25 protein-coding genes, 7 tRNA genes and 3 pseudogenes are annotated in these 21,939 nt (G+C 40.6%); 30 read left to right on the top strand and 5 right to left on the bottom strand.

Annotated features, from left to right (window positions below):
- Window positions 1–36: 36 nt before the first annotated feature.
- The 11 genes from endB to MJQ52_RS09035 all read left to right on the top strand — a co-directional run bounded on the left by endB (window position 37) and on the right by MJQ52_RS09035 (window position 7,866).
- Window positions 37–318 (top strand): type II toxin-antitoxin system antitoxin EndoAI, encoded by a 282-nt coding sequence (gene endB, locus MJQ52_RS09085; protein ID WP_003156188.1) that lies wholly within the window; start codon window positions 37–39, stop codon window positions 316–318.
- A gap of 5 nt (window positions 319–323) precedes the next feature.
- The gene (ndoA, locus tag MJQ52_RS09080; protein WP_003156187.1) at window positions 324–674 is read left to right on the top strand and encodes a type II toxin-antitoxin system endoribonuclease NdoA; all 351 of its coding nucleotides are present in this window, start codon (window positions 324–326) and stop codon (window positions 672–674) included.
- Between the two features lie 117 nt (window positions 675–791).
- Complete coding sequence (locus tag MJQ52_RS09075; protein ID WP_003156182.1) at window positions 792–1,613, top strand: STAS domain-containing protein; 822 nt, start codon at window positions 792–794, stop codon at window positions 1,611–1,613.
- 4 nt (window positions 1,614–1,617) lie between these two features.
- The gene (rsbS, locus tag MJQ52_RS09070; RefSeq protein ID WP_003156180.1) at window positions 1,618–1,983 is read left to right on the top strand and encodes an RsbT antagonist protein RsbS; all 366 of its coding nucleotides are present in this window, start codon (window positions 1,618–1,620) and stop codon (window positions 1,981–1,983) included.
- A gap of 2 nt (window positions 1,984–1,985) precedes the next feature.
- A complete protein-coding gene (locus tag MJQ52_RS09065; RefSeq protein WP_003156178.1) occupies window positions 1,986–2,387 on the top strand; it encodes an anti-sigma regulatory factor in 402 nt (133 codons plus the stop codon).
- 11 nt (window positions 2,388–2,398) lie between these two features.
- Window positions 2,399–3,406, top strand: a complete 1,008-nt coding sequence (locus MJQ52_RS09060; protein WP_434181921.1) for a PP2C family protein-serine/threonine phosphatase — start codon at window positions 2,399–2,401, stop codon at window positions 3,404–3,406.
- Between the two features lie 63 nt (window positions 3,407–3,469).
- Entirely contained in the window at window positions 3,470–3,799 is a 330-nt protein-coding gene (rsbV, locus tag MJQ52_RS09055; RefSeq protein WP_003156176.1) for an anti-sigma factor antagonist RsbV, read from the top strand.
- Window positions 3,796–4,278, top strand: a complete 483-nt coding sequence (gene rsbW, locus MJQ52_RS09050) for an anti-sigma B factor RsbW (protein ID WP_007609591.1) — start codon at window positions 3,796–3,798, stop codon at window positions 4,276–4,278. Before rsbV ends, rsbW begins: the two co-directional genes overlap by 4 nt.
- Complete coding sequence (gene sigB / locus MJQ52_RS09045; RefSeq protein ID WP_003156171.1) at window positions 4,244–5,032, top strand: RNA polymerase sigma factor SigB; 789 nt, start codon at window positions 4,244–4,246, stop codon at window positions 5,030–5,032. Before rsbW ends, sigB begins: the two co-directional genes overlap by 35 nt.
- The gene (locus MJQ52_RS09040) at window positions 5,032–5,634 is read left to right on the top strand and encodes a PP2C family serine/threonine-protein phosphatase (RefSeq protein WP_003156170.1); all 603 of its coding nucleotides are present in this window, start codon (window positions 5,032–5,034) and stop codon (window positions 5,632–5,634) included. The genes sigB and MJQ52_RS09040 overlap by 1 nt, the downstream gene beginning before the upstream one ends.
- A 72-nt stretch (window positions 5,635–5,706) precedes the next feature.
- Window positions 5,707–7,866: a Tex family protein gene (locus MJQ52_RS09035; RefSeq protein ID WP_094247218.1), complete on the top strand. Its 2,160-nt coding sequence runs from the start codon at window positions 5,707–5,709 to the stop codon at window positions 7,864–7,866.
- A gap of 9 nt (window positions 7,867–7,875) precedes the next feature.
- Here the strand turns inward: MJQ52_RS09035 and cmpA are convergent, their stop codons facing one another.
- Window positions 7,876–7,989, bottom strand: coding sequence for a cortex morphogenetic protein CmpA (gene cmpA, locus MJQ52_RS09030; RefSeq protein WP_003156164.1), 114 nt, complete (start codon window positions 7,987–7,989; stop codon window positions 7,876–7,878).
- A gap of 99 nt (window positions 7,990–8,088) precedes the next feature.
- Here cmpA and MJQ52_RS09025 point away from each other — a divergent pair, with 99 nt between their 5' ends.
- The 14 genes and pseudogenes from MJQ52_RS09025 (at window position 8,089) to MJQ52_RS08960 (ending at window position 14,240) form a co-directional block, all read left to right on the top strand.
- Window positions 8,089–8,538, top strand: a complete 450-nt coding sequence (locus MJQ52_RS09025; RefSeq protein ID WP_015416877.1) for a SprT family protein — start codon at window positions 8,089–8,091, stop codon at window positions 8,536–8,538.
- Between the two features lie 135 nt (window positions 8,539–8,673).
- Window positions 8,674–8,748: transfer RNA gene (locus tag MJQ52_RS09020), tRNA-Asn, on the top strand.
- Between the two features lie 4 nt (window positions 8,749–8,752).
- Window positions 8,753–8,843: transfer RNA gene (locus MJQ52_RS09015), tRNA-Ser, on the top strand.
- 19 nt (window positions 8,844–8,862) lie between these two features.
- Window positions 8,863–8,937 (top strand) — tRNA-Glu (locus MJQ52_RS09010).
- A gap of 11 nt (window positions 8,938–8,948) precedes the next feature.
- A tRNA-Gln gene (locus MJQ52_RS09005) sits at window positions 8,949–9,023 on the top strand.
- A 33-nt stretch (window positions 9,024–9,056) separates the two neighbouring features.
- Window positions 9,057–9,132: transfer RNA gene (locus tag MJQ52_RS09000), tRNA-Lys, on the top strand.
- An 8-nt stretch (window positions 9,133–9,140) separates the two neighbouring features.
- A tRNA-Leu gene (locus tag MJQ52_RS08995) sits at window positions 9,141–9,222 on the top strand.
- 68 nt (window positions 9,223–9,290) lie between these two features.
- Window positions 9,291–9,374: transfer RNA gene (locus tag MJQ52_RS08990), tRNA-Leu, on the top strand.
- A gap of 172 nt (window positions 9,375–9,546) precedes the next feature.
- Window positions 9,547–9,633 (top strand): annotated as a pseudogene (locus MJQ52_RS08985) (hypothetical protein); the annotation flags it as partial.
- A gap of 213 nt (window positions 9,634–9,846) precedes the next feature.
- On the top strand, window positions 9,847–10,371 hold the full coding sequence (locus MJQ52_RS08980; protein WP_003156161.1) for an NAD(P)H-dependent oxidoreductase: 525 nt from the start codon (window positions 9,847–9,849) through the stop codon (window positions 10,369–10,371).
- A 376-nt stretch (window positions 10,372–10,747) separates the two neighbouring features.
- Window positions 10,748–10,887: pseudogene (locus tag MJQ52_RS08975) on the top strand (IS1595 family transposase); the annotation flags it as partial.
- 115 nt (window positions 10,888–11,002) lie between these two features.
- Entirely contained in the window at window positions 11,003–11,797 is a 795-nt protein-coding gene (locus tag MJQ52_RS08970) for an alpha/beta fold hydrolase (RefSeq protein WP_094247217.1), read from the top strand.
- A 634-nt stretch (window positions 11,798–12,431) separates the two neighbouring features.
- Window positions 12,432–12,798 (top strand): annotated as a pseudogene (locus MJQ52_RS08965) (BCCT family transporter); the annotation flags it as partial.
- A gap of 38 nt (window positions 12,799–12,836) precedes the next feature.
- Complete coding sequence (locus MJQ52_RS08960; RefSeq protein ID WP_029974209.1) at window positions 12,837–14,240, top strand: MFS transporter; 1,404 nt, start codon at window positions 12,837–12,839, stop codon at window positions 14,238–14,240.
- Between the two features lie 560 nt (window positions 14,241–14,800).
- On the opposite strand, the gene MJQ52_RS08955 is transcribed toward MJQ52_RS08960, so the two are convergent.
- Together MJQ52_RS08955 and MJQ52_RS08950 are read right to left on the bottom strand one after the other, a co-directional pair.
- Window positions 14,801–15,748 (bottom strand): alpha/beta hydrolase, encoded by a 948-nt coding sequence (locus tag MJQ52_RS08955; RefSeq protein WP_094247215.1) that lies wholly within the window; start codon window positions 15,746–15,748, stop codon window positions 14,801–14,803.
- A 90-nt stretch (window positions 15,749–15,838) separates the two neighbouring features.
- On the bottom strand, window positions 15,839–16,258 hold the full coding sequence (locus tag MJQ52_RS08950) for an organic hydroperoxide resistance protein (protein WP_070081408.1): 420 nt from the start codon (window positions 16,256–16,258) through the stop codon (window positions 15,839–15,841).
- 341 nt (window positions 16,259–16,599) lie between these two features.
- On the opposite strand from MJQ52_RS08950, the gene MJQ52_RS08945 reads away from it, so the two are divergent.
- Both MJQ52_RS08945 and MJQ52_RS08940 read left to right on the top strand, forming a co-directional pair.
- Entirely contained in the window at window positions 16,600–17,037 is a 438-nt protein-coding gene (locus MJQ52_RS08945) for a MarR family winged helix-turn-helix transcriptional regulator (RefSeq protein WP_094247214.1), read from the top strand.
- A 242-nt stretch (window positions 17,038–17,279) separates the two neighbouring features.
- Window positions 17,280–17,366 carry a cystatin-like fold lipoprotein gene (locus MJQ52_RS08940; protein WP_229873608.1) on the top strand — a complete coding sequence of 29 codons (87 nt, stop codon included), beginning with the start codon at window positions 17,280–17,282 and terminating at the stop codon, window positions 17,364–17,366.
- 161 nt (window positions 17,367–17,527) lie between these two features.
- On the opposite strand, the gene MJQ52_RS08935 is transcribed toward MJQ52_RS08940, so the two are convergent.
- Entirely contained in the window at window positions 17,528–17,971 is a 444-nt protein-coding gene (locus MJQ52_RS08935) for an Rrf2 family transcriptional regulator (RefSeq protein ID WP_191073272.1), read from the bottom strand.
- 198 nt (window positions 17,972–18,169) lie between these two features.
- On the opposite strand from MJQ52_RS08935, the gene MJQ52_RS08930 reads away from it, so the two are divergent.
- Together MJQ52_RS08930 and cspC are read left to right on the top strand one after the other, a co-directional pair.
- Window positions 18,170–18,808 carry an NAD(P)-dependent oxidoreductase gene (locus MJQ52_RS08930; protein ID WP_094247213.1) on the top strand — a complete coding sequence of 213 codons (639 nt, stop codon included), beginning with the start codon at window positions 18,170–18,172 and terminating at the stop codon, window positions 18,806–18,808.
- Between the two features lie 562 nt (window positions 18,809–19,370).
- Window positions 19,371–19,574, top strand: a complete 204-nt coding sequence (gene cspC / locus MJQ52_RS08925; protein ID WP_003156143.1) for a cold shock protein CspC — start codon at window positions 19,371–19,373, stop codon at window positions 19,572–19,574.
- A gap of 601 nt (window positions 19,575–20,175) precedes the next feature.
- Here cspC and MJQ52_RS08920 read toward each other — a convergent pair.
- The gene (locus MJQ52_RS08920; RefSeq protein WP_060563139.1) at window positions 20,176–20,637 is read right to left on the bottom strand and encodes a CarD family transcriptional regulator; all 462 of its coding nucleotides are present in this window, start codon (window positions 20,635–20,637) and stop codon (window positions 20,176–20,178) included.
- Between the two features lie 538 nt (window positions 20,638–21,175).
- On the opposite strand from MJQ52_RS08920, the gene MJQ52_RS08915 reads away from it, so the two are divergent.
- A complete protein-coding gene (locus tag MJQ52_RS08915; protein WP_094247212.1) occupies window positions 21,176–21,856 on the top strand; it encodes an aspartate/glutamate racemase family protein in 681 nt (226 codons plus the stop codon).
- Window positions 21,857–21,939 lie beyond the last annotated feature (83 nt).

Here is a 21,939-nt window from a genome sequence, read left to right as displayed (position 1 = left end):
GGTCGTATCCGTAAGTTTGGTGGAGGTGTATGTTTTTTGTCTGAATCCAGCGCAAGAACCGAAATGAAAATCAGCTTGCCCGAAAACTTAGTAGCTGAATTGGATGGTGTAGCGATGCGGGAGAAACGAAGCAGAAACGAACTGATATCACAAGCAGTGAGAGCGTATGTCAGCGAACGGACAACTCGCCATAACCGTGATTTGATGAGACGCGGGTATATGGAAATGGCGAAAATCAACTTGAATATCTCTTCTGAGGCTCACTATGCTGAGTGCGAAGCAGAAACGACCGTTGAGCGCTTAGTCAGCGGAGGATAATCATTTTGATTGTAAAGCGCGGCGATGTTTATTTTGCTGATTTATCTCCTGTTGTTGGCTCAGAGCAAGGCGGCGTACGCCCGGTTTTAGTGATCCAGAATGATATCGGAAATCGCTTTAGCCCGACTGCTATTGTTGCAGCCATAACAGCCCAAATACAGAAAGCGAAATTACCAACCCACGTCGAAATTGATGCAAAACGCTACGGTTTTGAAAGAGATTCCGTTATTTTGCTGGAGCAAATTCGGACGATTGACAAGCAAAGATTAACGGATAAAATAACTCATCTGGATGATGAAATGATGGATAAGGTTGATGAAGCCCTGCAAATCAGTTTGGCACTCATTGATTTTTAGTCATATTTTGGTTGCTCATATAGAGCAACTTTTTTTGTTTTCGAAAAACATAAGCGCTATAATAAAGAGATAATCAAACAAAATTTGTTGTTTTGTGTCGGGAGGTCAGTGAAACCCATGTCGAATCAGAAAGTGTATCAGTTCATTATTGATCAGCATGATGAACTGCTTGATACTTGGACAGCCAAACTAAAAGAAGTAGGCAATCAGGAAGACTATCAGCTTACGAATCACATATGTGAAAATATTTGTAAAGACTATATAGACATTCTTTTATTATCGACAAAAAATGACGAGGCTACGGAAGAGCAGATCAGTGAACTCGCACTGCGCGCCGTTCAGCTCGGCCTGTCACTGAAACTTCTTTCAGCCACCCTGTCAGAGTTTTGGAAACTGCTTTACGAAACGATGGTCGACCTTAATATGGCCGATCAGGACAGAGCAGATTTGATTTTGGAAATAGACAGCTTTTTTAATCCGATCAACACGGAAATCTTAAATCAGTATTCTATCTCCTGGGAAAAAACGGTTACTTTGCAAAAAATCGCGCTTCAGGAATTGTCGGCTCCGCTGATCCCGGTATTTGAGCATGTAACGGTCATGCCGCTTGTCGGGACGATTGATACAGAGCGTGCAAAGCATATTATGGAAAATCTGTTAAACGGCGTCGTAAAGCACCGTTCACAGGTTGTATTAATTGATATCACGGGCGTGCCGGTCGTTGATACGATGGTGGCGCACCATATTATTCAGGCATCAGAAGCGGTGCGGCTTGTCGGCGCGAAATGTCTGCTCGTCGGAATCCGTCCGGAAATCGCGCAGACGATCGTTAATCTGGGAATTGATTTGTCGCAGGTTATTACGAAGAATACCCTTCAAAAAGGAATTCAAACAGCGCTTGAAATGACAAATCGAAAAATCGTTTCATTGGGGGAATAACATTGTGAGACATCCAAAAATCCCGATCCTGAAACTGTATAACTGCTTATTGGTATCCATCCAATGGGAGCTTGACGACCAGACAGCTTTGCATTTTCAAGAAGATCTGCTGAACAAAATATATGAAACCGGCGCAAACGGGGTCGTCATTGACCTGACATCCGTTGACATGATCGATTCATTTATCGCGAAAGTGCTCGGCGATGTCATCACCATGTCTAAATTGATGGGTGCAAAGGTCGTATTGACGGGAATTCAGCCGGCTGTGGCGGTCACATTGATTGAACTCGGAATCTCACTTGAGGAAATCGAAACGGCGCTCGATTTAGAGCAAGGGCTTGAGACATTGAAGCGGGAATTGGGGGAATAGCGATGAACGACCAATCCTGTGTGAAAATCATGACAGAATGGGATATCGTAGCCGCCAGACAGCTTGGCCGCAACGTTGCGAAGGAATTAGGCTTCGGCACGGTGGACCAGGCCAGAATCACGACGGCAATCTCAGAATTGGCCAGAAACATTTACTTATATGCAGGCAAGGGCCAGGTCAGCATAGAACAAGTAAACGACAGAGGGAAAAAAGGCCTTAAAATTATAGCAGAAGACAAAGGACCCGGAATCCCCGACATCCGTAAAGTGATGGAAGACGGCTTTTCAACGTCAGGCGGACTGGGAGCGGGACTTCCGGGCGTCAAAAGGCTGATGGACGAATTCAGCCTGCAATCTGTTGCAGAGGAAGGAACAGAGATTCAAGCCGTAAAATGGCTTCGGTAGGAGGTTAGAACGTGTATTTCAGGGAGGTTATAGAGCAGCGGTATCATCAGCTGCTTAGCCGATATATAGCCGAATTAACAGAAACATCTTTATATCAAGCCCAAAAATTCAGCCGAAAAACGATTGAACATCAGGTTCCTCCGGAGGAGATCATCAGCATCCACCGAAAAGTGGTAAAGGAACTGTATCCGGATCTGCCGGAAGATGTTTTTCATTCGCTGGATTTTTTAATAGAAGTCATGATTGGCTACGGGATGGCTTATCAGGAACACCAAAGTCTGCGAGATATCCAGCAGGAGCTTCGTTCAGAAATTGAAATTGCCGCAAATGTTCAGCAGACGCTGCTGGGCACAAAAATTCCTGAAGAAGAAGAACTGGATATCGGGGCGATCAGCGTCCCCGCCAAGCAAATGAGCGGGGACTATTATCACTTTGTCAAAGACAAGGAATCGATTAACATCGCGATAGCCGATGTCATCGGAAAAGGAATACCCGCCGCATTGTGCATGTCGATGATCAAGTATGCCATGGACTCTCTTCCGGAGATCGGCATTCACCCCTCCCAAGTGCTGAAAAATCTTAACCGCGTTGTAGAACAGAACGTGGACTCAAGCATGTTTATCACCATGTTTTACGCAAACTACAATACGAAAAATCACCAATTTACATATGCTTCTGCGGGGCATGAACCGGGCTTCTACTACTCTGAAAAAGAAAAAAAGTTTTATGATCTGGAGGCAAAAGGATTGGTGCTGGGAATTTCCCAGGATTTTGATTACAGCCAATATGAACAGCACATGGACGAAGGAGACATGATCGTTCTTTTTTCTGACGGCGTCACCGAATGCCGCACCGAAAACGGTTTCTTAGAACGCAGCGACATTCAGCGCATGCTGGAAGAACATATGGACTGCTCCGCGCAGGATATGGTCAAAAATATTTACGACAGCCTGCTGAGACTTCAGGACTTTCAGCTTCATGACGATTTTACGTTAATTGTTTTGAAAAGAAAGGTTTAAAAAAACAGCAGCACGGGTAAAAAGCCATTAGCACGAGTAAGGATAACTTTCAGAGGTGATACGATGAATTTAACGGTAGATATGAAGGAGAATCTTTCAGATATACAAATCAATATCGCTGGAGAAATCGATGTATACTCAGCTCCGGTGGTTCGTGAAAAGCTGATGCCCCTGGCAAACGAGGGGAAGGACATGAGAATCTGCTTAAAAGATGTAAATTATATGGACAGTACGGGTTTAGGCGTTTTTGTAGGCGTGTTTAAAACGGTGAGCAAGGAAGGCGGCTCTCTGAAGCTTGAGAATCTTTCCGACCGGCTCGTCCGTCTGTTTGAAATTACGGGGCTTAAGGACATCATCGACATTTCGGCAAAGTCAGAAGGTGGCGTGCAATGAGTACATCAGTTGATTATATAGAGATGAAAATTCCGGCCGAACCGGAATATGTAGGAATCGTCAGGCTTACGTTATCAGGGGTCGCAAGCAGAATGGGCTATACCTATGATGACATTGAAGATTTAAAAATCGCTGTCAGCGAAGCTTGTACAAACGCTGTCCAGCATGCATACAACGATGAAAATAAGGGAGAAGTATCCGTGCGGTTCGGTGTGTTTGAGGATCGGCTGGAGGTCATTGTCGCCGATCAGGGAGACAGCTTTGATTTTGATCAGAAGCAGCAGGATCTCGGGCCGTACACACCTTCGCACACAGTCGATCAATTGTCAGAAGGAGGGCTCGGTCTGTATTTAATGGAAACGCTCATGGATGAAGTCAAAGTTCAAAGCAACTCTGGCGTAACCGTGGCGATGACAAAGTATTTAAATGGGGAGCGAGTTGATCATGGCACAACCATCAAAAACTACGAAACTAACTAAAGATGAAGTTGATCGGCTCATACGCGACTTTCAAACACATGATAATAAAGAAGCCCAGGAAACACTCGTCGAGGTGTATACCAATCTCGTCGAAATGCTGGCAAAGAAATATTCAAAAGGAAAAAGCTTTCACGAAGACCTCCGCCAGGTCGGGATGATCGGACTTCTCGGAGCCATTAAACGGTATGATCCCGAGGTCGGCAAATCCTTTGAAGCATTTGCGATTCCGACCATCATCGGCGAGATCAAACGCTTCCTCAGGGATAAAACATGGAGCGTACACGTCCCGAGACGGATTAAAGAACTCGGGCCGCGCATTAAAATGGCGGTGGATCAGCTGACGACAGAGACGCAGCGGTCGCCGAAAGTCGAAGAAATCGCAGCCTTTCTCGATGTGTCAGAAGAGGAAGTGCTTGAAACGATGGAGATGGGAAAAAGCTATCAGGCGCTTTCTGTCGATCACAGCATCGAAGCGGATGCGGACGGAAGCACCGTCACGATTTTAGATATCGTCGGGTCGCAGGAGGAAGGATACGAACGCGTCAACCAGCAGATGATGATCAAAAGCGTGCTTCATGTGCTGTCCGACCGCGAAAAACAGATTATCGATCTAACATTTGTGCAAAATAAAAGCCAAAAAGAAACAGGGGACATTCTCGGAATATCTCAAATGCACGTCTCGCGCCTGCAGCGGAAAGCGGTGAAAAAACTGAGAGAGGCCTTGATTGGAGATCCCTCCATGGAGCTAATGTAATGATTCAGGTTGAAGAAAATGAACATGTTCAAACTCTTGTATACCAATTAAATAAAGAAGGCAAGTCCATATGCGGCGACAGCTTTTTTATGAAGGCGAATGAAGAAGAATTAGTTTGCGCGGTAGCGGACGGTCTCGGCAGCGGATCTCTTGCCAATGAATCCTCGTCAGCCATTAAAGACATCGTGGAAACGTATGCGGATGAGGATGTGGAAAGCATCATTGAGCGCTGCAATCAAGCGATGAAAAACAAAAGAGGGGCGACTGCCTCCATCTTAAAAATCAATTTCATCAAAAGGGAATTGACATACTGCTCGATCGGCAACGTCCGTTTCTTCCTGCACTCCCCATCAGGCGAAGTTTTTCATCCGCTGCCGATTTCGGGTTACCTCTCAGGCAAACCGCAAAGATACAAAACGTATACGTCATCATACGAAAAAGGGGCGACATTCATCATCTACACGGATGGGCTTGAGGTTCCGCATATCCGCACCTGCTTAAAGCAGGGACACTCAATAGAAGAAATATCAAAATCACTTCATCCGTACACAACATCCAGACGTGATGATTTGACCTATATTCTCGGGCAGCTTTTATCGTAAGGCTGCTTTTTTTATGTTCCGCCGTTTTTTGATACACTAGAGAAAGAAAGAAGAGATGGAGGCTTTTGTGATATGGAAACGTTAGCCCTTTTGAAAAAACAAATTGCTGAAGAAACAGCGTTATCCCAAAAACATGTCGAAAGTGTCATCCGCCTGCTGGAAGACGGCAATACCGTCCCGTTTATTGCGCGGTACCGAAAAGAGCAGACCGGCTCAATGGACGAGGTGCAGATTCAGGCAATCTCCGAGCGGTGGCAATACATACAAAACCTGACGCAGCGGAAAGAAGAAGTCATCAGATTGATCTCCGAGCAGGACAAGCTGACAGACGGGCTGAAGCAAAAAATCGAGCAAGCGGTCAAGCTTCAGGAAGTCGAGGATTTATACCGCCCCTTCAAACAAAAACGGAAAACAAAAGCCACCGTCGCCAAAAGCAAAGGCCTTGAACCGCTTGCGGACTATATTCTTTCTCTCCCGAAAGAAAACCGCCTTCACGACGTCGCTGATCAATATATCAGTGCAGAAAAAGAAGTCGCTTCAAGAGAGGAAGCCATTGAAGGCGCGAAGCACATCATAGCCGAACAAATCTCGGATGATCCTCATTTCAGAAAGTGGATCCGCCAGGAAACGTATAAAAAAGGAATTCTCACTTCCGCGGCAGGCAAGTCAGCCGCAGATGACGAGAAAAACGTCTATGAAATGTACTACGAGTACGAAGAGCCGATCCAAAAGGTCGTTCCTCACAGAGTGCTTGCGATGAACCGCGGTGAAAAAGAAGGCATTTTAAAGGTTGCGATCGAACCGCCCGCCAATCAGATAAAAGCTTATTTAGAAAAGCAAATCATCAAACACCGTGAAACACCTGTGAAAGAAACGCTGAAAGAAGCCATTGAGGACAGTTATAAACGCCTGATCCAGCCGGCTATTGAACGCGATATCCGCAAAGAGCTGTCAGAAAAAGCAGACGCGCAGGCGATCCATATTTTCGCTGAAAACCTGCGTAAGCTCCTGCTGCAGCCGCCGATGAAGGGAAAAGTCGTGCTCGGCGTCGATCCGGCCTTCCGTACGGGGTGCAAACTTGCAGTCGTTGATGAGACGGGAAAAGTGCTGAAAATCGACGTCATTTACCCGCACGCTCCCGTCAAAAAGACAGCGGAAGCCCGGAAAAAAATCAAAGAATTGCTGGACCGGTACGAAGTCGAGGTTGTGGCGATCGGAAACGGCACGGCATCACGGGAGACAGAGCAATTCGTCGTTGATGTGCTGAAAGAAACAGAGCGGGACATTTATTATGTCATCGTCAATGAGGCCGGAGCAAGCGTGTATTCCGCGTCAGAAATCGCCCGTGAGGAATTTCCGGATTTTCAGGTCGAAGAGCGCAGCGCCGTCTCCATCGCGCGGAGATTGCAGGATCCGCTGGCCGAGCTTGTGAAAATTGATCCTAAATCTGTCGGTGTCGGGCAATACCAGCATGATGTCAGCCAAAAGCATTTAAACGAATCTCTCCGTTTTGTCGTAGAGACCGTCGTCAACCAAGTCGGGGTGAATGTCAATACAGCATCAGCCGCGCTGCTTCAATATGTAGCCGGGTTATCCAAAACCGTTGCCGGCAATATCGTTAAAAAAAGGGAAGAGCTCGGAAAATTTACAAACCGCAAAGAGCTGAAAGAAATCCCGCGTCTCGGCGCAAAAACATATGAACAGTGCATCGGCTTTTTGAGAGTGCCCGGAGGACGGGAGCCGCTCGACCGCACCGGGATACACCCGGAAAGCTATAAAGAGACAAAGGCGCTGCTCAAAAAACTGCAGCTCACTGCGGATCAGATCGGAAGCGCGGACGCCAAAGAGAAAATAAGCGCATTGCCGCTGTCTGAAACGGCTGAAGAGCTCGGTATAGGGGAGATTACGCTTGCGGATATTTGCGGGCAGCTGACAAGGCCGGAGCGAGACCCTCGTGACGAAGTGCCGAAGCCTTTGCTGAAAAAAGACGTTCTGCAGCTTGAGGATTTAAAGGAAGGAATGGAATTGCAGGGCACCGTCCGCAACGTTGTGGACTTCGGCGCTTTCGTTGATATCGGCGTCAAGCAGGACGGGCTTGTGCACATCTCAAAACTGAGCAATCAATTCGTCAAACATCCTCTCGACGTCGTATCGGTCGGAGACATCGTCACCGTATGGGTCGAAGGGGTGGACGTGCAAAAAGGCAGAGTGTCGCTGTCTATGGTAAAATAAAAGCACTGCTTACGAGCAGTGTTTTTTTCTGTAGAAATACCAGCACTGGTTCAGCAGTTTGATTTGGTAATTGTCCTTTTCTAAAAACGCTTTTTGCATTTGTTTCATCAGCCAATTCGGCATGGCTCATTCCTCCTCAGCTTTTAGTTAGAGGTCGGTTTTAACACATTGTATGCGAACGGTGAATTGTCCCGTTCAATGTTTTTAAAGCGGGGTGCACATATGGATAACGAACAACTTCAAAAGCTGACGGAAGACATCTCTGCACAGGATTTCGGAAAGCCGTTCCGTCACCGGGCCTTTTTCAATGACCGGCTGAAAACGACAGGCGGCCGCTACATGCTGTCTTCCCATAACATCGAATTAAACCGCAAATATCTGCTCGAACACGGACGGAGCGAGCTGATAGGCATCATCAAGCACGAGCTGTGCCATTACCATCTTCATCTTGAGGGAAAAGGGTACAAGCACAGAGACAAAGACTTCAGAGACCTGCTTCAGAAAGTCGGAGCGCCAAGATTCTGCACGCCGCTGCAAACCAAAAAGACACAAAAGAAAACATATATGTATAGATGCGAGGCTTGCGGCCAACAGTATATAAAGAAGCGGGCAATGAACCCGGAAAGATATGCCTGCGGAAAATGCAGAGGGAAAATCAAAAGAATTTTTTAAAAAGGCTTGACTCATCTCAATGATCTGTGTTAAATTATAAAAGTCGTTGAGAGACAACGATACTTTCTCAAAAAAATAAATGTTGCTTATTGACACAATATGTCGCATCATTTATAATGAAGAAAGTCTGATTATTCCACAGTAGCTCAGTGGTAGAGCTATCGGCTGTTAACCGATCGGTCGCAGGTTCGAATCCTGCCTGTGGAGCCATTATGGAGAAGTACTCAAGTGGCTGAAGAGGCGCCCCTGCTAAGGGTGTAGGTCGCGTAAGCGGCGCGAGGGTTCAAATCCCTCCTTCTCCGCCAGATAAGTTCTCAACCAGACGGCCCGTTGGTCAAGCGGTTAAGACACCGCCCTTTCACGGCGGTAACACGGGTTCGAATCCCGTACGGGTCACCATTTACCTTCGTTGGGCTATAGCCAAGCGGTAAGGCAACGGACTTTGACTCCGTCATGCGTTGGTTCGAATCCAGCTAGCCCAGCCATTTTATTTAAAAATTTTGAATCACTTTTAGAGCGAGCCATTAGCTCAGTTGGTAGAGCATCTGACTTTTAATCAGAGGGTCGAAGGTTCGAGTCCTTCATGGCTCACCACTTGTCACGCGGGTGTGGCGGAATTGGCAGACGCGCTAGACTTAGGATCTAGTGTCTTACGACGTGGGGGTTCGAGTCCCTTCACCCGCACTTTCTTTTCAAAGTGCTGATCATCATCACTAGCTTATATGCTTAGTGGAAAGACAGCTTCATAGCACGCGGTCGTGGCGGAATGGCAGACGCGCTAGGTTGAGGGCCTAGTGGGTGAATAACCCGTGGAGGTTCAAGTCCTCTCGGCCGCATCCCAATGATACCAAGGGTTTAACTACCTTTGGTATTTTTTGTGCTTATTTTTAAATGATCTACTATCCACAAACTGCCCACTTACCTGGAGTAAGTCATCTACAGTTTACGTCGCGCAAAATATTTTCATCATTATAGGTAGTTACTAATGCCTCAAACTCCAATTTGCAAAAGGCAGAGAAAGTATTGCTAAGCATGGAGGAAAACAAAGAGGACTTGTTATATTATCAGCTATTAGAATTTAGACACGAGATAATAGGGTAGGGGCATAAAGGTACTGAAAAGGCTTAATCTTTTTTAAAAGGTTAAGTCTTTTTTTGGCTATAAATGTAATCTGTGCCCAATTATTTGCCCTGAATTCACGAAAAAGGATAAAATAGGTGTAAATAAAGTTGCTATTTTAAAATTAGATTCAATTCATTATCGCAAAAGCAATAATAACTAATCGGCGAAGAAAGGATAATCAGTCAAATGAAAACATTAGTTATCGTTATACACCCTAATTTGGAAACGTCTGTTGTCAACAAAACCTGGATGAATCGTTTAAAGCAAGAGAATGACATTACGGTTCATGACCTGTACGGTGAATACCCTAATTTTATCATTGATGTAGAAAAAGAGCAGCAGCTCCTGTTAGATCATGAGCGCATCGTTTTTCAGTTCCCAATGTATTGGTACAGCAGTCCCGCGTTACTCAAACAATGGGAAGATGATGTGTTAACACATGGCTGGGCTTATGGAACTGGAGGTACTAAATTGCATGGAAAAGAACTACTCTTAGCTATCTCCTTAGGCGCACAGGAATCTGATTATCAAGCAGGCGGAGAATATAATATCACGATCAGCGAGCTTATCAGACCGTTTCAAATCACTGCTAACTATATAGGAATGCGTTTTCTTCCTGCCTTTGCACAATATGGGACACTTCACCTTTCAAAAGAAGATGTTAAGAACAGTGCGGAGAAATTGGTTGACTATCTTAAAGCTGAGCATTGATCCGGTATTCGCGAGGGAAGCTGAAATAAACTAATTACAGCAGGGCGATGAGTAGATATTTCTTGTTGAAATGTAGATTTCCTTGGTCTCTAATAGGTGCCCAGTTTGTGCTCAGAATTCATGAAAAATGATGAAAATAAGTATAAATAAAATAAACAGATGCTTTGAATAAAAGCTTTTGAAACTTTTGATAGGTTTTTACTAGGTTGAGGGCCCAGCGGGTGAATAACCCGTGAAGGTTCAAGTCCTCTCGGCCGCATCTCAATGATACCAAGGGTAATAGAGAGATCCTTGGTATTTTTTTGTGCTTATTTTTAAATGATCTACTGCCCACAAACTGCCCACTTACCTAAAGTTCAAAGTGATCAAAATACTCAAAGTATCTGGACAATACTTTGCTTGGTTCTTATTTGTCGATAGTCGCAGTAACGAAAGCACTAAACAACACATTAAACAGATTCTTTTGATATGACGGACACATATGACAGTTTGCGATTGTCGAAATTCAATGTATAACCCTTGTTCAACTTACCAAGTTCAGTTAAAAGTTTGTTAAAATTGTGATAAATGTAAGAAAGGATTAAATGTTCATACCGAAACATTGGGATTAAAGGGAAGGGGAAACAAATACATGTCGATTTACCATAAAGTAATTGGAGATGGATATCCGATCGTTATGTTGCATGGTTGGACACTTGACCATCAGGTGATGTTAAATGCAATGGAACCGTTATTCGAGAAACGAAGCGGTTGGAAGAGAATATACATAGACTTACCGGGTATGGGACATTCTAAGCCACAACCGTCTATTCAGAACTCTGATGATGTTTTAGAAGCGATATTGCGTCTTTTGGACGAGATTATTCCTGATCAACAGTTTATTGTTTGCGGTAATTCATATGGAGGGTACATTGCCAGAGGTATCGTTCGTTCACGTAAGGAAACAGTTCGTGGATTACTGCTGATGGCACCATTAACTATACCCGAATTCGATGAAAGGGTAGTACCGCAGAAGACTGTTCTAAAAAGAGACAGCGACTTGATATCACATTTGTCTTCAGAGGAGGCGGATGAATTTTGCTCTATGGGGATTGTGCAAGGTAAAACTGAATGGGAGAGGTTTCGGGATGAAATTTTACTTCCATCTAAACAAACAAATTATGAATTCGTAAACAACATTCGTCAAAATGGATATGGGTTTACCTTCGATATTTCATCTAAACTTGAGTATCCCACGCTAATTATCACAGGGCGTCAGGACAATGTAGTCGGATACCATGATGCGTGGCGGCTACTCGAAGATTACCCAAGGGCAACTTTTGCAGTGCTTGATATGGCTGGTCACAACCTGCAAATCGAACAAACCGATGTATTTAATTCAGTGGTTCACAACTGGTTAAACAGACTTGAGTCGGAAAATTTTTGATTGGTATAACTTTCTATAAGTGTGAGTTTACTGTTACAATCCCAATTAATTAAACAATAATTAAGATAAAGAATATTGGGATTTCCTATAATGTTTAGCGATTATTGGTATTTACTGTCATTGAGGGTAATTTAATCATTGATCAAAAATAAAACCATTATTTCATACCCGGTGCTACTTATTTCTGTTGTAGTCTGCATACTGATTAATAGGTAAGAAAAGTCGAAAAGGTATACGAAATTCGTCATACAAATTAAAGTTTTGAATGAAAGAGCAGGATTACTCCTGCTCTTTTTCTTTCTAATTGGGCTAGATTAAACGCAGACGGTTATTCCTTGGGAAAAACAAAAAAAATTTCTCTATCCATTGACTAGCTTGGCTTTAGCCGGGTTTCTATCACCCTGTTGGGCTTGTCAGATTTTAAAAAGGTATGCTACGTTTATAGTGTTTTGTTTCACCTGATTGTGGGGTAATAAAGATAGAATCAGTAAATAATTCTTAGGAACGACCTCAATCTTATAATAAACATATTGGAAGACGTAATGGAAGATCTAAAATTAAGGTTTAGGATACTTTGAAGGAATAAAAGTTTTTTTTCGATTGTGATCATATTCACAATAGAGCTGTATGAAGGGGAATCATTTCTCCAAATAGTCTGCAGAAAATACCGACCACAGCCCAAGGATATCTCACTAACCGCTTTGGCTGGTATTATCTGTTGGCTGTTTCTCTTTTTGTTGCTTCTTGTATTATTTTTAGCCCAATCGGCAAAAATAAGTTAAGGAAACCAGCGAAAACACTTAATTTCATCCTTCTTTTCTGGTTTACAATGTTATTTGGCGCTGATATGGATATTAGTCTAGTCTTTTAAGGTACAGTTGAACCAATCAGCCACTATGCCGTTAGCTCTCCATCAGGTGAAACAGAAACCCCCGGACTTTTAGAGAAGCATTACGCTATACATTCTGGGACTGCATGCTCGGACCGTTTACGTGCTTGTATAATGTGGATTTGATAATTAAGGAGTCGATATTATTAAATGAAGTTTAACAAGAAAAAAATTAACGTTGTAGACATTCAAAAAGCGAAGAAAAGCGTGTTTGCTACAGGGATAGGAAACGCGATGGAATGGTTTGATTTTGCTTTATATTCTTATTTGGCAGTTATTATTAGTAAAAACTTTTTCAGTCCAGTTCAAAACGATGAATTAAAGTTAATATTTACTTTTGCTACATTTGCAATTGCCTTCTTACTTAGACCGGTAGGCGGAATTATTTTTGGTAAAATGGGTGATAAATTTGGTCGGAAAATAGTATTAACAATTACTATTTTAATGATGGCTTTATCTACTTTAATAATTGGTGTGCTTCCTACCTATGATCAGATTGGTGTATGGGCCCCTATATTATTACTCTTTGCCCGTATTCTGCAAGGCTTTTCTGTGGGTGGAGAGTACGCTGGGGCAATGGTATATATCGCAGAATCTTCTCCAGATAATAAACGTATAAGGTTAGGCAGCGGTTTAGAAATCGGAACATTATCTGGTTATATAGTAGCTTCTGTTTTAGTTACAGTACTTTTCTGGACTTTATCTGATGTTCAAATGAATAGTTGGGGATGGAGAATTCCTTTCTTCTTAAGTATTCCAATAGGATTATTTGGTTTATATTTGAGAAGTCATTTAGATGAATCACCAATCTTTGAAAGTGACCTCTCTGAAAACCAAGAACAACAACCAGGTTTATTAGAAGTCATTAAAACATATAAAAAAGATATCTTTTTATGTATCGTATTTGTGGCATTTTTCAATATAACCAATTACCTATTGTTAGGTTATATGCCGTCTTATTTAGATGAGAACCTTGGTATAAGTGATAATATAAGTACACCGGTTACAGCAATTGTATTGATTATTATGGTACCGTTCGCTTTAACTTTTGGTAAACTGGGAGATAAATTAGGAAATAAAAAAGTTATAACAATTGGATTAGTATTAGGAATTGTATTTTCGATTATCTCTTTCCAATTTCTTAATATGGGGAATATAACTTTCTTATTTATAGGACTTTTAATGTTAGGTATTGTATTATCTGTATACGAAGGTACTATGCCAGGATCTTTACCTACGTTGTTCCATACTGACATTAGATATCGTACATTATCCTGGACATTCAACTTATCAGTTTCTATTTTTGGCGGAACAACACCTTTAGTTGCTTCTTGGTTAACCCATGTGACAAGAAACAATTTGGCGCCGGGTTTCTATTTATTGGCAGTCAGTTTAATTGGCTTAATAGTTGTGTTAACCTTATTTAAAGATACTTCAGGTAAATCTTTAAAAGGTTCTTACCCAACAGTTGCTTCTAAAGCTGAGTTTCAAGAAGCTGTTGAAAATCCAAAAGATTCACTGTGGTGGAAAATGGAACAAACAGAAAAGGAATGAAAAAAACATCCATTTAATTGACCGACTACTCGAAATACAGACTCAGAATAAGCTGGGATTATCCGAGCAGCAATGACTGCAGCTCTTTTATATTCTGGAGGGCTTACTGCTTTGCAAATGCAGCGTTGCTATTCTCGATCGTCATTATTTTATTGGTTGTGTCCTAATAATAAAACATTGACGCAAGAACGAAGAGAAATTAAAAGGTCCGGGCAATACAGCAAAATAAGAAGCTTTGTTATGCCAGTTCTTCTCCCGAAGGAGAGCTGGCTTTTTATTTTCTATATGGGGTCCAAAGCAGAAAACGAGAACTTGTACGCTAACTAATCAACAAAGGTTTTTTGGATATGAAGAGGGTGAAGTGGTGAAAAAATGGAGTTTGTTGTGGAGTTAGCTTTTCAATTAGGGGGACATCTCAACAACAAAATAATAACCAGCCCGATTAAAAAGCTCATCAAAAGTTCCATTATTCCAATATACGATCCACTCAATTATTTGAGTGGATCTGTTTGTTTTTTATTTATTTGCAGCAGTCTCTATGTGACGAAACAATAAATGGATTAAAACCCTTTACGCAGCCAGGTTGCGGCGAGATCAATTGCTCCGCGCGCAGCTTCAGTTTTAGCTAAGGCGTTGAGCATCACGAAATCGTGAATGATACCTTGGAAACGTACGGCGGTGACCGGAACACCAGCTTCACGAAGTTTATTGGCATATGCTTCTCCCTCGTCACGAAGTACATCAGCTTCAGCTGTGATAATCAATGCAGGTGGAAGCCCTTGAAGCTGCTCAGCAGTTGCACGCAGAGGTGATGCTGTAATCTCAGCACGCTCATTCGAATTGGTTGTGTACTGATCCCAAAACCACATCATCGCATCCTTGCGCAAAAAGTATCCCGTAGCAAACTGCTGATAGGATTCCGTATCGAAAGAAGCGTCTGTTACCGGATAGAAAAGTAATTGTTGCCGGATATTCAAGTCACCTCGTGCTTTGGCCATTAGCGTGACAGCAGCAGTCATATTGCCTCCAACACTATCACCTGCAATTGTTAGACTCTCGGGAATCATGCCGTTCTCACGGCCATTTTCAGCTGCCCACTTCACTACTGCATAGATTTCTTCAATGGCTGTCGGATATTTTGCTTCTGGAGATAAGGTGTAATTTGGAAAGACAATAGCAGCTTGTGCTCCGACTGCTAGCTCACGGATGAGCCGATCATGTGTATGCTCATTACCAAATACCCAGCCGGCCCCATGAATGTACACGATGACAGGAAGGTGCGCAGGTGCATTCTGCGGGCGCATTATTCTTACTGATACCTGTCCGCTCGGTCCTCCTGAAATCATAACATCTTCAATATCAACTGGCAGTTTATCAATTGGGGCAGATTGAACCTCATCTACAGCTTCTCGTCCTTTCTCAGGTCCAAGGTCGAATAGATAGGGTGGGTTCGCGGTTGCTTCTGCAAATTCTTGAGCTGCTTTTTCTAATTGTACTTTCTTTAACATCAATCTCACTCCTTATTTGAAGGTTGGTCACCTATATGTTTTAATCAAAATTTTTTATTCCATTACCTATTGATCTTGGCAACTTTCGTCTTATATTGCTGTTGTAATGATTTGTACATCAATATTTCCGCGAGTAGCTTTAGAATATGGACATACTTGATGAGCTGCATGTGTTAATTCTTCCGCTTGCTCTTGAGATACCCCTTGAATTTCCACCTCCAGAACAACTCCGATTTTATAACCATTATCACTTTCATCTTTTAATAAACTTACTTTACCGGTAACAGCTGATTCGATTTTTAATCGTTGTCTCTGGGCTGCTAAATGAAGAGCACTGTCATAACAAGCTGAATAGCCTGCCGCAAATAATTGTTCTGGATTTGTAGCCGTGGATACTTGATTTCGTTTTGGCATAGCTAAATCCAAATCAATAATAAGATCATTAGATGTTACATGACCTTCTCTTCCGCCTTTTGTTGTAGCTTCTGCTGTAAAATATACTGTCATCATCAAACACTCCTATAAATTAAATTTAACACAATTGAATTTTAATCAATATAACAAACGTTGTCAATTAAATTTTTGAAAATTAAATTGTTCTCAATTTAAATTCGCAATTAAAATCCTCTAAATGATTGATTAGACTAAAATAAAGAACAGTTTTCGGCAGTTTAAAGTTAGTGTACATAATAACCACATTGAGAAAATAGGAGATCATATTATTGGTGATAGATTCTTTCTGATTTTGCATAAGTTATGATTAATTAAATTGTTAGTCATTCAATTTTACTTAATGTAATTCTTATGCTATTATGTGTAGTAATGAATATAAATATTGTGAGGGATTTAACATGAAGAATGATAAATTACTGTTAAGTAATCATCTATGTTTTGCGATTTATGCAGCTTCCCGTGAAATGATAAAGTTATACCATCCTCTCTTAAAAGAATTAGGAATTACGTATCCACAGTATTTGGTTCTTCTTGTTTTATGGGAGAAGGAAAAAATATCTGTTAAAGGTTTAGGCGAAGAATTATATCTGGACTCCGGAACATTAACTCCAGTTTTAAAACGACTTGAGGAGCGAGGTCTTATTATAAGAGAGCGTTCAAAAGAGGATGAACGAAGTGTAATTATTACGTTAACAACTGAAGGGAATGAGTTTAAAGAAAAAGTCACAATGATCCCTAATGCAGTATTTGATAGAACCGGTTGTAATGAAGAAGAAATTAAAAGTTATAACAAGGAAATTCGTAATTTACTTCACATGCTGACAACTGAGCAATAGTTTTATGAATATAGATCGTGGGCCAAGCGGGTGAATAACCTGCGGAGGTTCAAGTCCTCTCGGCCGATCCCTATGATACCAAGGGTTTTGACACCTTTGGTATTTTTTGTTTATAGACTTACTATAGTAGGTCGTATGATTTGTCAGTCACCTTCATCCTTCTGCTGACTGCGGGCAGCGGTAGTAAATAGGATAATGCAATTAATGAAGTGATTAAGCAGGAGGAGAAAGTCAGAAAAGAAATGCGAGCAGATTCTGATGAGTACAAGAGAGATAACGCCATAATTCGTGTATATGATGACGGGCAGTATATTCAGCTTGCGTTTTAGCAGCCGGAAGAAAGTTCTCACAAGCTTACTGCTTAAAAATCCATTTTTTTTTTATCAAAAAATCAATATCAATTCGGGGCTGGATTCAATATGATCCAGTCCCTTTTTGTTTTATTGATTTTTCTTATCCCCAGTCTGATAAAAGATTTTCTGTGAATCATTTAACAATTATCGGCCGATTTTTCTTTTTCGATAATATCCTTTACCACATCCTCAATTGTTATATGTCCAAGAGCTTTTTCCAAGGCAGATTGGGCGAGTTCAAATATTGGACCAATTGTACTTTGAATGTTCCGGCCTACAGGACATTGAGGATTGGGATTTTCATGTATACTAAACAATTCTTTATCTTGAACAACATTAACTGCTCTATAAACATCAAGTAAGGTGATTTCAGTTAAATCCTTCGCTAATTCAGCTCCTGCAATACCTGGCCGTACATTTACTAAACCTGCTTTTTTCAGCATCCCCATAATTTTTCTTATTAAGGCGGGATTTGTATTTACACTTCCAGCTAAAAATTCAGAAGTGCTAATTCCGTCTTCATTTATTTCAATAAGAGCCAATATATGAATTCCTACAGCAAAACGGTTGCTAATAGACATGATTTCTTCACCATCCTAATTACTTTACACTCTTTATAGTACACTTGTAACTGAATGTATTACAAGTTTATTTCACTCTAATATGCTCAATTAACAAGATGATAAAAGTATTGACAAATAAATAAGGTGTAACTAAAATTATTACATGTAATCAATTTGGTTACATTTAAAATTTTGAATGATTAGGAGGACTTTAAATTGAAAATTGGAATCATTGGTGCAACCGGAAAAGCTGGAAGTCTTATCTTGAAAGAAGCAGTAAGCAGGGGACATGAAGTAACTGCAATTGTAAGAGATGCTGCAAAACTTAAAGAGGAAAAGATTTCAATCGTTGAAAAAAATATAATTGATCTTACATCGGATGATCTAAAAAAGTTAGATGTAGTAGTTAATGCCTTCGGAGCTCCATTAGGAGAAGAACAGGCACATATAGACGCTGGCCGGGCATTAATTAGGGTATTAAAAGGAATGGGGACAAGAGCCGTAATTGTAGGCGGAGCAGGGAGTCTTTATGTAGACGAAAATAAAACTGTCAGTGTAATGGATACACCTGATTTCCCGGAGATTTTTATTCCAACAGCTAAAGGGCAAGGTCGTAACTTGCAAGAGCTAAAGGAAACTTCTGATATGAACTGGACATTTATCAGTCCTTCAGCGGTATTTGACCCAGACGGGAAAAGAACTGGGTTTTATCAGTCAGGAAAAGATCATCTTCTGGTGAATTCGAAAGGCGAAAGTTATATCAGCTATGCAGACTATGCAATTGCAGTATTGGATGAAATAGAAAATCCAAAACATATAAATGAACGCTTTACAGTTGTGGGAGAAGCTGAATAAGTTATTGAGTAAGAAACAAAGGGTGCCATTAGCGTCATCGCTAATGGCATTTTCCTTTTAAGAATGTACGGAGACATTGAAAACTTTGCAATCAGAGTAGCTGATTATTTTTATGAAAAAGGGGATTTATCATGTTCCAATGAATATTATCGAACTGATGACAGAGCAGGTGCTTAGTGAGTTGGATCAAAAAAATACGTATAAATAGCTCTGACTAAAACCTTTGCGGGTTAGTTAGAGCTTTTGTAAACCCACTCGTTTTCATGAGTGGGCTTTTTAAAAATACACCTCTCAACATGATATTTATTATTAAGTACGGTAAGGGGTCCGTCAAAACTTCTAAATTACAAATGAAGGTTCTCACTAAAAAACCTGCCGCACGTTTAACAAATAAAACATGAATGAACATATTATTAATTTGCAGTTATTTCCGTTTCGTGCTATGATAAAGGAGAATTATTTTTGTTCGTGTAAAGGATAGTATGAATATCGACTTTTCGTCTTGATGATACTTTGGGCAAGGATAGTAATACAATGTGTAATACACTAGGAGGCAACAAAAATGGAACAAGGTACAGTTAAATGGTTTAATGCAGAAAAAGGTTTTGGATTTATCGAACGTGAAAATGGAGACGATGTATTCGTACACTTTTCTGCAATCCAAAGTGACGGATTCAAATCTTTAGACGAAGGTCAAAAAGTAACGTTTGACGTTGAGCAAGGTGCTCGTGGAGCTCAAGCTGCTAACGTTCAAAAAACTGCTTAATCTTCAATCGTTTATACAAACAGGCTCTTTATATAGGGCCTGTTTTTTTATGTTCTCTGTATCATACTGAATAAAAAACCCTACTCAACGTTCGAGTAGGGACAGATGCTACAAGGTAAGAAAAAGGTTTAAAACCTCAAAGGATTGTTTACAGTATAACATACCGGATTGACGATATGTGGAATATATATAAATGATTTGTTTTTATGTTCTCAAGGTAACTGTATGTTATTCTTTGTTACATTTCGCATATCTCTTCTATGAAAAGAAGATAAACAACTGCTATTCACTGTCGCAAGAGATGTAAGAAATTCTTAAAGATAAAGAGGGGAGTGGTTGTTTTTTCTTCCGGAAATAATCACTTAGACCTAAAACAATGAAAGCCCTGCCTCTCTTCCATCCTTACGGCTCCTTGTCCGTGCCAGTGTGAATCAGGATTACAAAAATCAAGTGACTATTTCATCGAGAATTCAAGTGTTCGTTGAAGAAAAAATAAAACAGATTAGATTGAGGAGTAATAAAAGCGGTTAATGTTTAAAAAGTAAGTTGAAGAAGTTGAACGTCTAATCGTAATATTCTGAAAAGTTATCTATCATTAACCTTAACAGAAACTTTTTATTTGTTTTTCAGTGATTCCTTTAATGACTTCCAGTTCACTAATCAAAAATTCATATGCATTATCCAACATTTTTTTTTCGCTTGAATTAAGTGCTTTTTCTTTCTTCATTCGCATTAAATCACGTACAACTTCAGCACCTTCTTGTATTTCACCCGTTTTTATTTTGTTCGTGTTTACTATATACCTTTGCTTCCACGGCAGTAACCTATCTGATTCTCCATGCTGAAAAATGTGTATAATGTGTTTTAATGCACGTATATCAGTAACTGGCCGTATATTTGAACTCGATATTTTACGCGTTGGAATCATAACTGTCATATTACTGATTGACATTCTTATGACATAATACTGTTGTTTTTCCTCTAAGAATTGTTTTTCTTCTATGGCTTCAATCGTACCTGCTCCGTGCATTGGATAAACAATGTTATCGCCAATTTGAAACATATAATCCACCTCCATATATGGGAACTTAACTTAAGGTTACCATATATGAAGTGAGATATCAAATTTTCAATAATAACATGATCGTTTATTTGTGTCAATAACTTTTTTAAAAAAACAACATCAAAACAAGAGGGAACCTTTGGGATTCCTAAAAAAGGAAGGTCAATTGGTCGGGGTATATCTTGGAATCTCGACTAATTAACAGAGATCAGTTTTTCGTTGAAAATGAGTTATTAAATATCCTTTAGGAGTTCATGCCTTGACATCAATGACACGTTTACTAATCTATATGGGCACAATTTAATCACCGATTTTTAACCATCATTCATGAAAACATAGTAATGAAAACAAGCTTTCATAACCTTAGTGTATCTGCCATTCTTCTGCGTGCGGCGGAATTAGATATGATAATTCGATTAATGAAATGATAAAATAGGAGAAGAAAGCCAGAAAAGAAATGAGTGCAGATTCAGATGAGAAACACAATAATAATTCATCATGATCGTATTCGTACACATTTTTACAGAGGAGGACAATTATGATTGGAATACTGGCAGGTATGGGGCCAAAATCTACTGGGCCATTTGTAGATAAAGTCGTAGACGAGTGCCAAAAAATATATGGAGCAATACATGACATGGATTTTCCTCATATGATGATTTATTCCTGTCCGACACCTTTCTACATGAATAAACCTCTCAATCATACGGACATGGAAAATGCAATTATTAAGGGTGCTGTAAAGCTTGAAAAAACGGGTGTTGATTTTATTGCCATCCCATGTAACACCGCACATCTCTATTTTAATCAAATAAAAAAATCGATTTCAGTCCCTTTACTAAACATGATTGATGAAACCATAAAAAAAATATCTAAAGGCTCAAAAAAAGCAGCTCTTTTAGCCACCGTTCCTACGGTTCAATCCGGAATATTTCAAGAAGCGTTAAACAGAGAAGGTTATGATTTTTTACATCAAGATAGTTGGCAAATCTATGTCAATCAAATAATAGAAAAGATTAAACAAGGTCAAATCGATGAGGCTAGTACACTATATGATGAATTACACCGTGAATTAGCAGAAAAGGTTGATACGGTTATCATTGCATGTACGGATTTAAATATGGTTACGGATCAAAAAAGAAGCGGGCTTACCTTTGTTGATTCATCAGCCTGTCTCGCTCAAGCCATTGTAAATAAGTATGTATCATTAACAAAATAAGTCATCTGATTTATCAGCAAATTCAGGGCGCTTTTTTTCCTTTAAAGCGCCCGGATTCGGCAGATACATGATCCTCAATTACT

Source organism: Bacillus sp. jun7 (genome assembly GCF_051034795.1).
Lineage (GTDB): Bacteria > Bacillota > Bacilli > Bacillales > Bacillaceae > Bacillus > Bacillus velezensis.
The sequence above is the reverse complement of the archived record's forward strand: the minus strand, read 5'-3'. Positions and strand labels throughout refer to the sequence as shown.

What these genes read in the sequence shown, in the direction of transcription:
- MJQ52_RS09075 (WP_003156182.1), top strand. Translation starts at nt 792, where the DNA reads ATGTCGAATCAGAAAGTGTATCAGTTCATTATTGATCAGCATGATGAA.
- MJQ52_RS09065 (WP_003156178.1), top strand. Translation starts at nt 1,986, where the DNA reads ATGAACGACCAATCCTGTGTGAAAATCATGACAGAATGGGATATCGTA.
- rsbV (WP_003156176.1), top strand. Translation starts at nt 3,470, where the DNA reads ATGAATTTAACGGTAGATATGAAGGAGAATCTTTCAGATATACAAATC.
- rsbW (WP_007609591.1), top strand. Translation starts at nt 3,796, where the DNA reads ATGAGTACATCAGTTGATTATATAGAGATGAAAATTCCGGCCGAACCG.
- sigB (WP_003156171.1), top strand. Translation starts at nt 4,244, where the DNA reads ATGGCACAACCATCAAAAACTACGAAACTAACTAAAGATGAAGTTGAT.
- MJQ52_RS09040 (WP_003156170.1), top strand. Translation starts at nt 5,032, where the DNA reads ATGATTCAGGTTGAAGAAAATGAACATGTTCAAACTCTTGTATACCAA.
- MJQ52_RS09035 (WP_094247218.1), top strand. Translation starts at nt 5,707, where the DNA reads ATGGAAACGTTAGCCCTTTTGAAAAAACAAATTGCTGAAGAAACAGCG.
- cmpA (WP_003156164.1), bottom strand. Translation starts at nt 7,989, where the DNA reads ATGCCGAATTGGCTGATGAAACAAATGCAAAAAGCGTTTTTAGAAAAG.
- MJQ52_RS09025 (WP_015416877.1), top strand. Translation starts at nt 8,089, where the DNA reads ATGGATAACGAACAACTTCAAAAGCTGACGGAAGACATCTCTGCACAG.
- MJQ52_RS08980 (WP_003156161.1), top strand. Translation starts at nt 9,847, where the DNA reads ATGAAAACATTAGTTATCGTTATACACCCTAATTTGGAAACGTCTGTT.
- MJQ52_RS08970 (WP_094247217.1), top strand. Translation starts at nt 11,003, where the DNA reads ATGTCGATTTACCATAAAGTAATTGGAGATGGATATCCGATCGTTATG.
- MJQ52_RS08960 (WP_029974209.1), top strand. Translation starts at nt 12,837, where the DNA reads ATGAAGTTTAACAAGAAAAAAATTAACGTTGTAGACATTCAAAAAGCG.
- MJQ52_RS08955 (WP_094247215.1), bottom strand. Translation starts at nt 15,748, where the DNA reads ATGTTAAAGAAAGTACAATTAGAAAAAGCAGCTCAAGAATTTGCAGAA.
- MJQ52_RS08950 (WP_070081408.1), bottom strand. Translation starts at nt 16,258, where the DNA reads ATGATGACAGTATATTTTACAGCAGAAGCTACAACAAAAGGCGGAAGA.
- MJQ52_RS08945 (WP_094247214.1), top strand. Translation starts at nt 16,600, where the DNA reads ATGAAGAATGATAAATTACTGTTAAGTAATCATCTATGTTTTGCGATT.
- MJQ52_RS08940 (WP_229873608.1), top strand. Translation starts at nt 17,280, where the DNA reads ATGCGAGCAGATTCTGATGAGTACAAGAGAGATAACGCCATAATTCGT.
- MJQ52_RS08935 (WP_191073272.1), bottom strand. Translation starts at nt 17,971, where the DNA reads ATGTCTATTAGCAACCGTTTTGCTGTAGGAATTCATATATTGGCTCTT.
- cspC (WP_003156143.1), top strand. Translation starts at nt 19,371, where the DNA reads ATGGAACAAGGTACAGTTAAATGGTTTAATGCAGAAAAAGGTTTTGGA.
- MJQ52_RS08920 (WP_060563139.1), bottom strand. Translation starts at nt 20,637, where the DNA reads ATGTTTCAAATTGGCGATAACATTGTTTATCCAATGCACGGAGCAGGT.
- MJQ52_RS08915 (WP_094247212.1), top strand. Translation starts at nt 21,176, where the DNA reads ATGATTGGAATACTGGCAGGTATGGGGCCAAAATCTACTGGGCCATTT.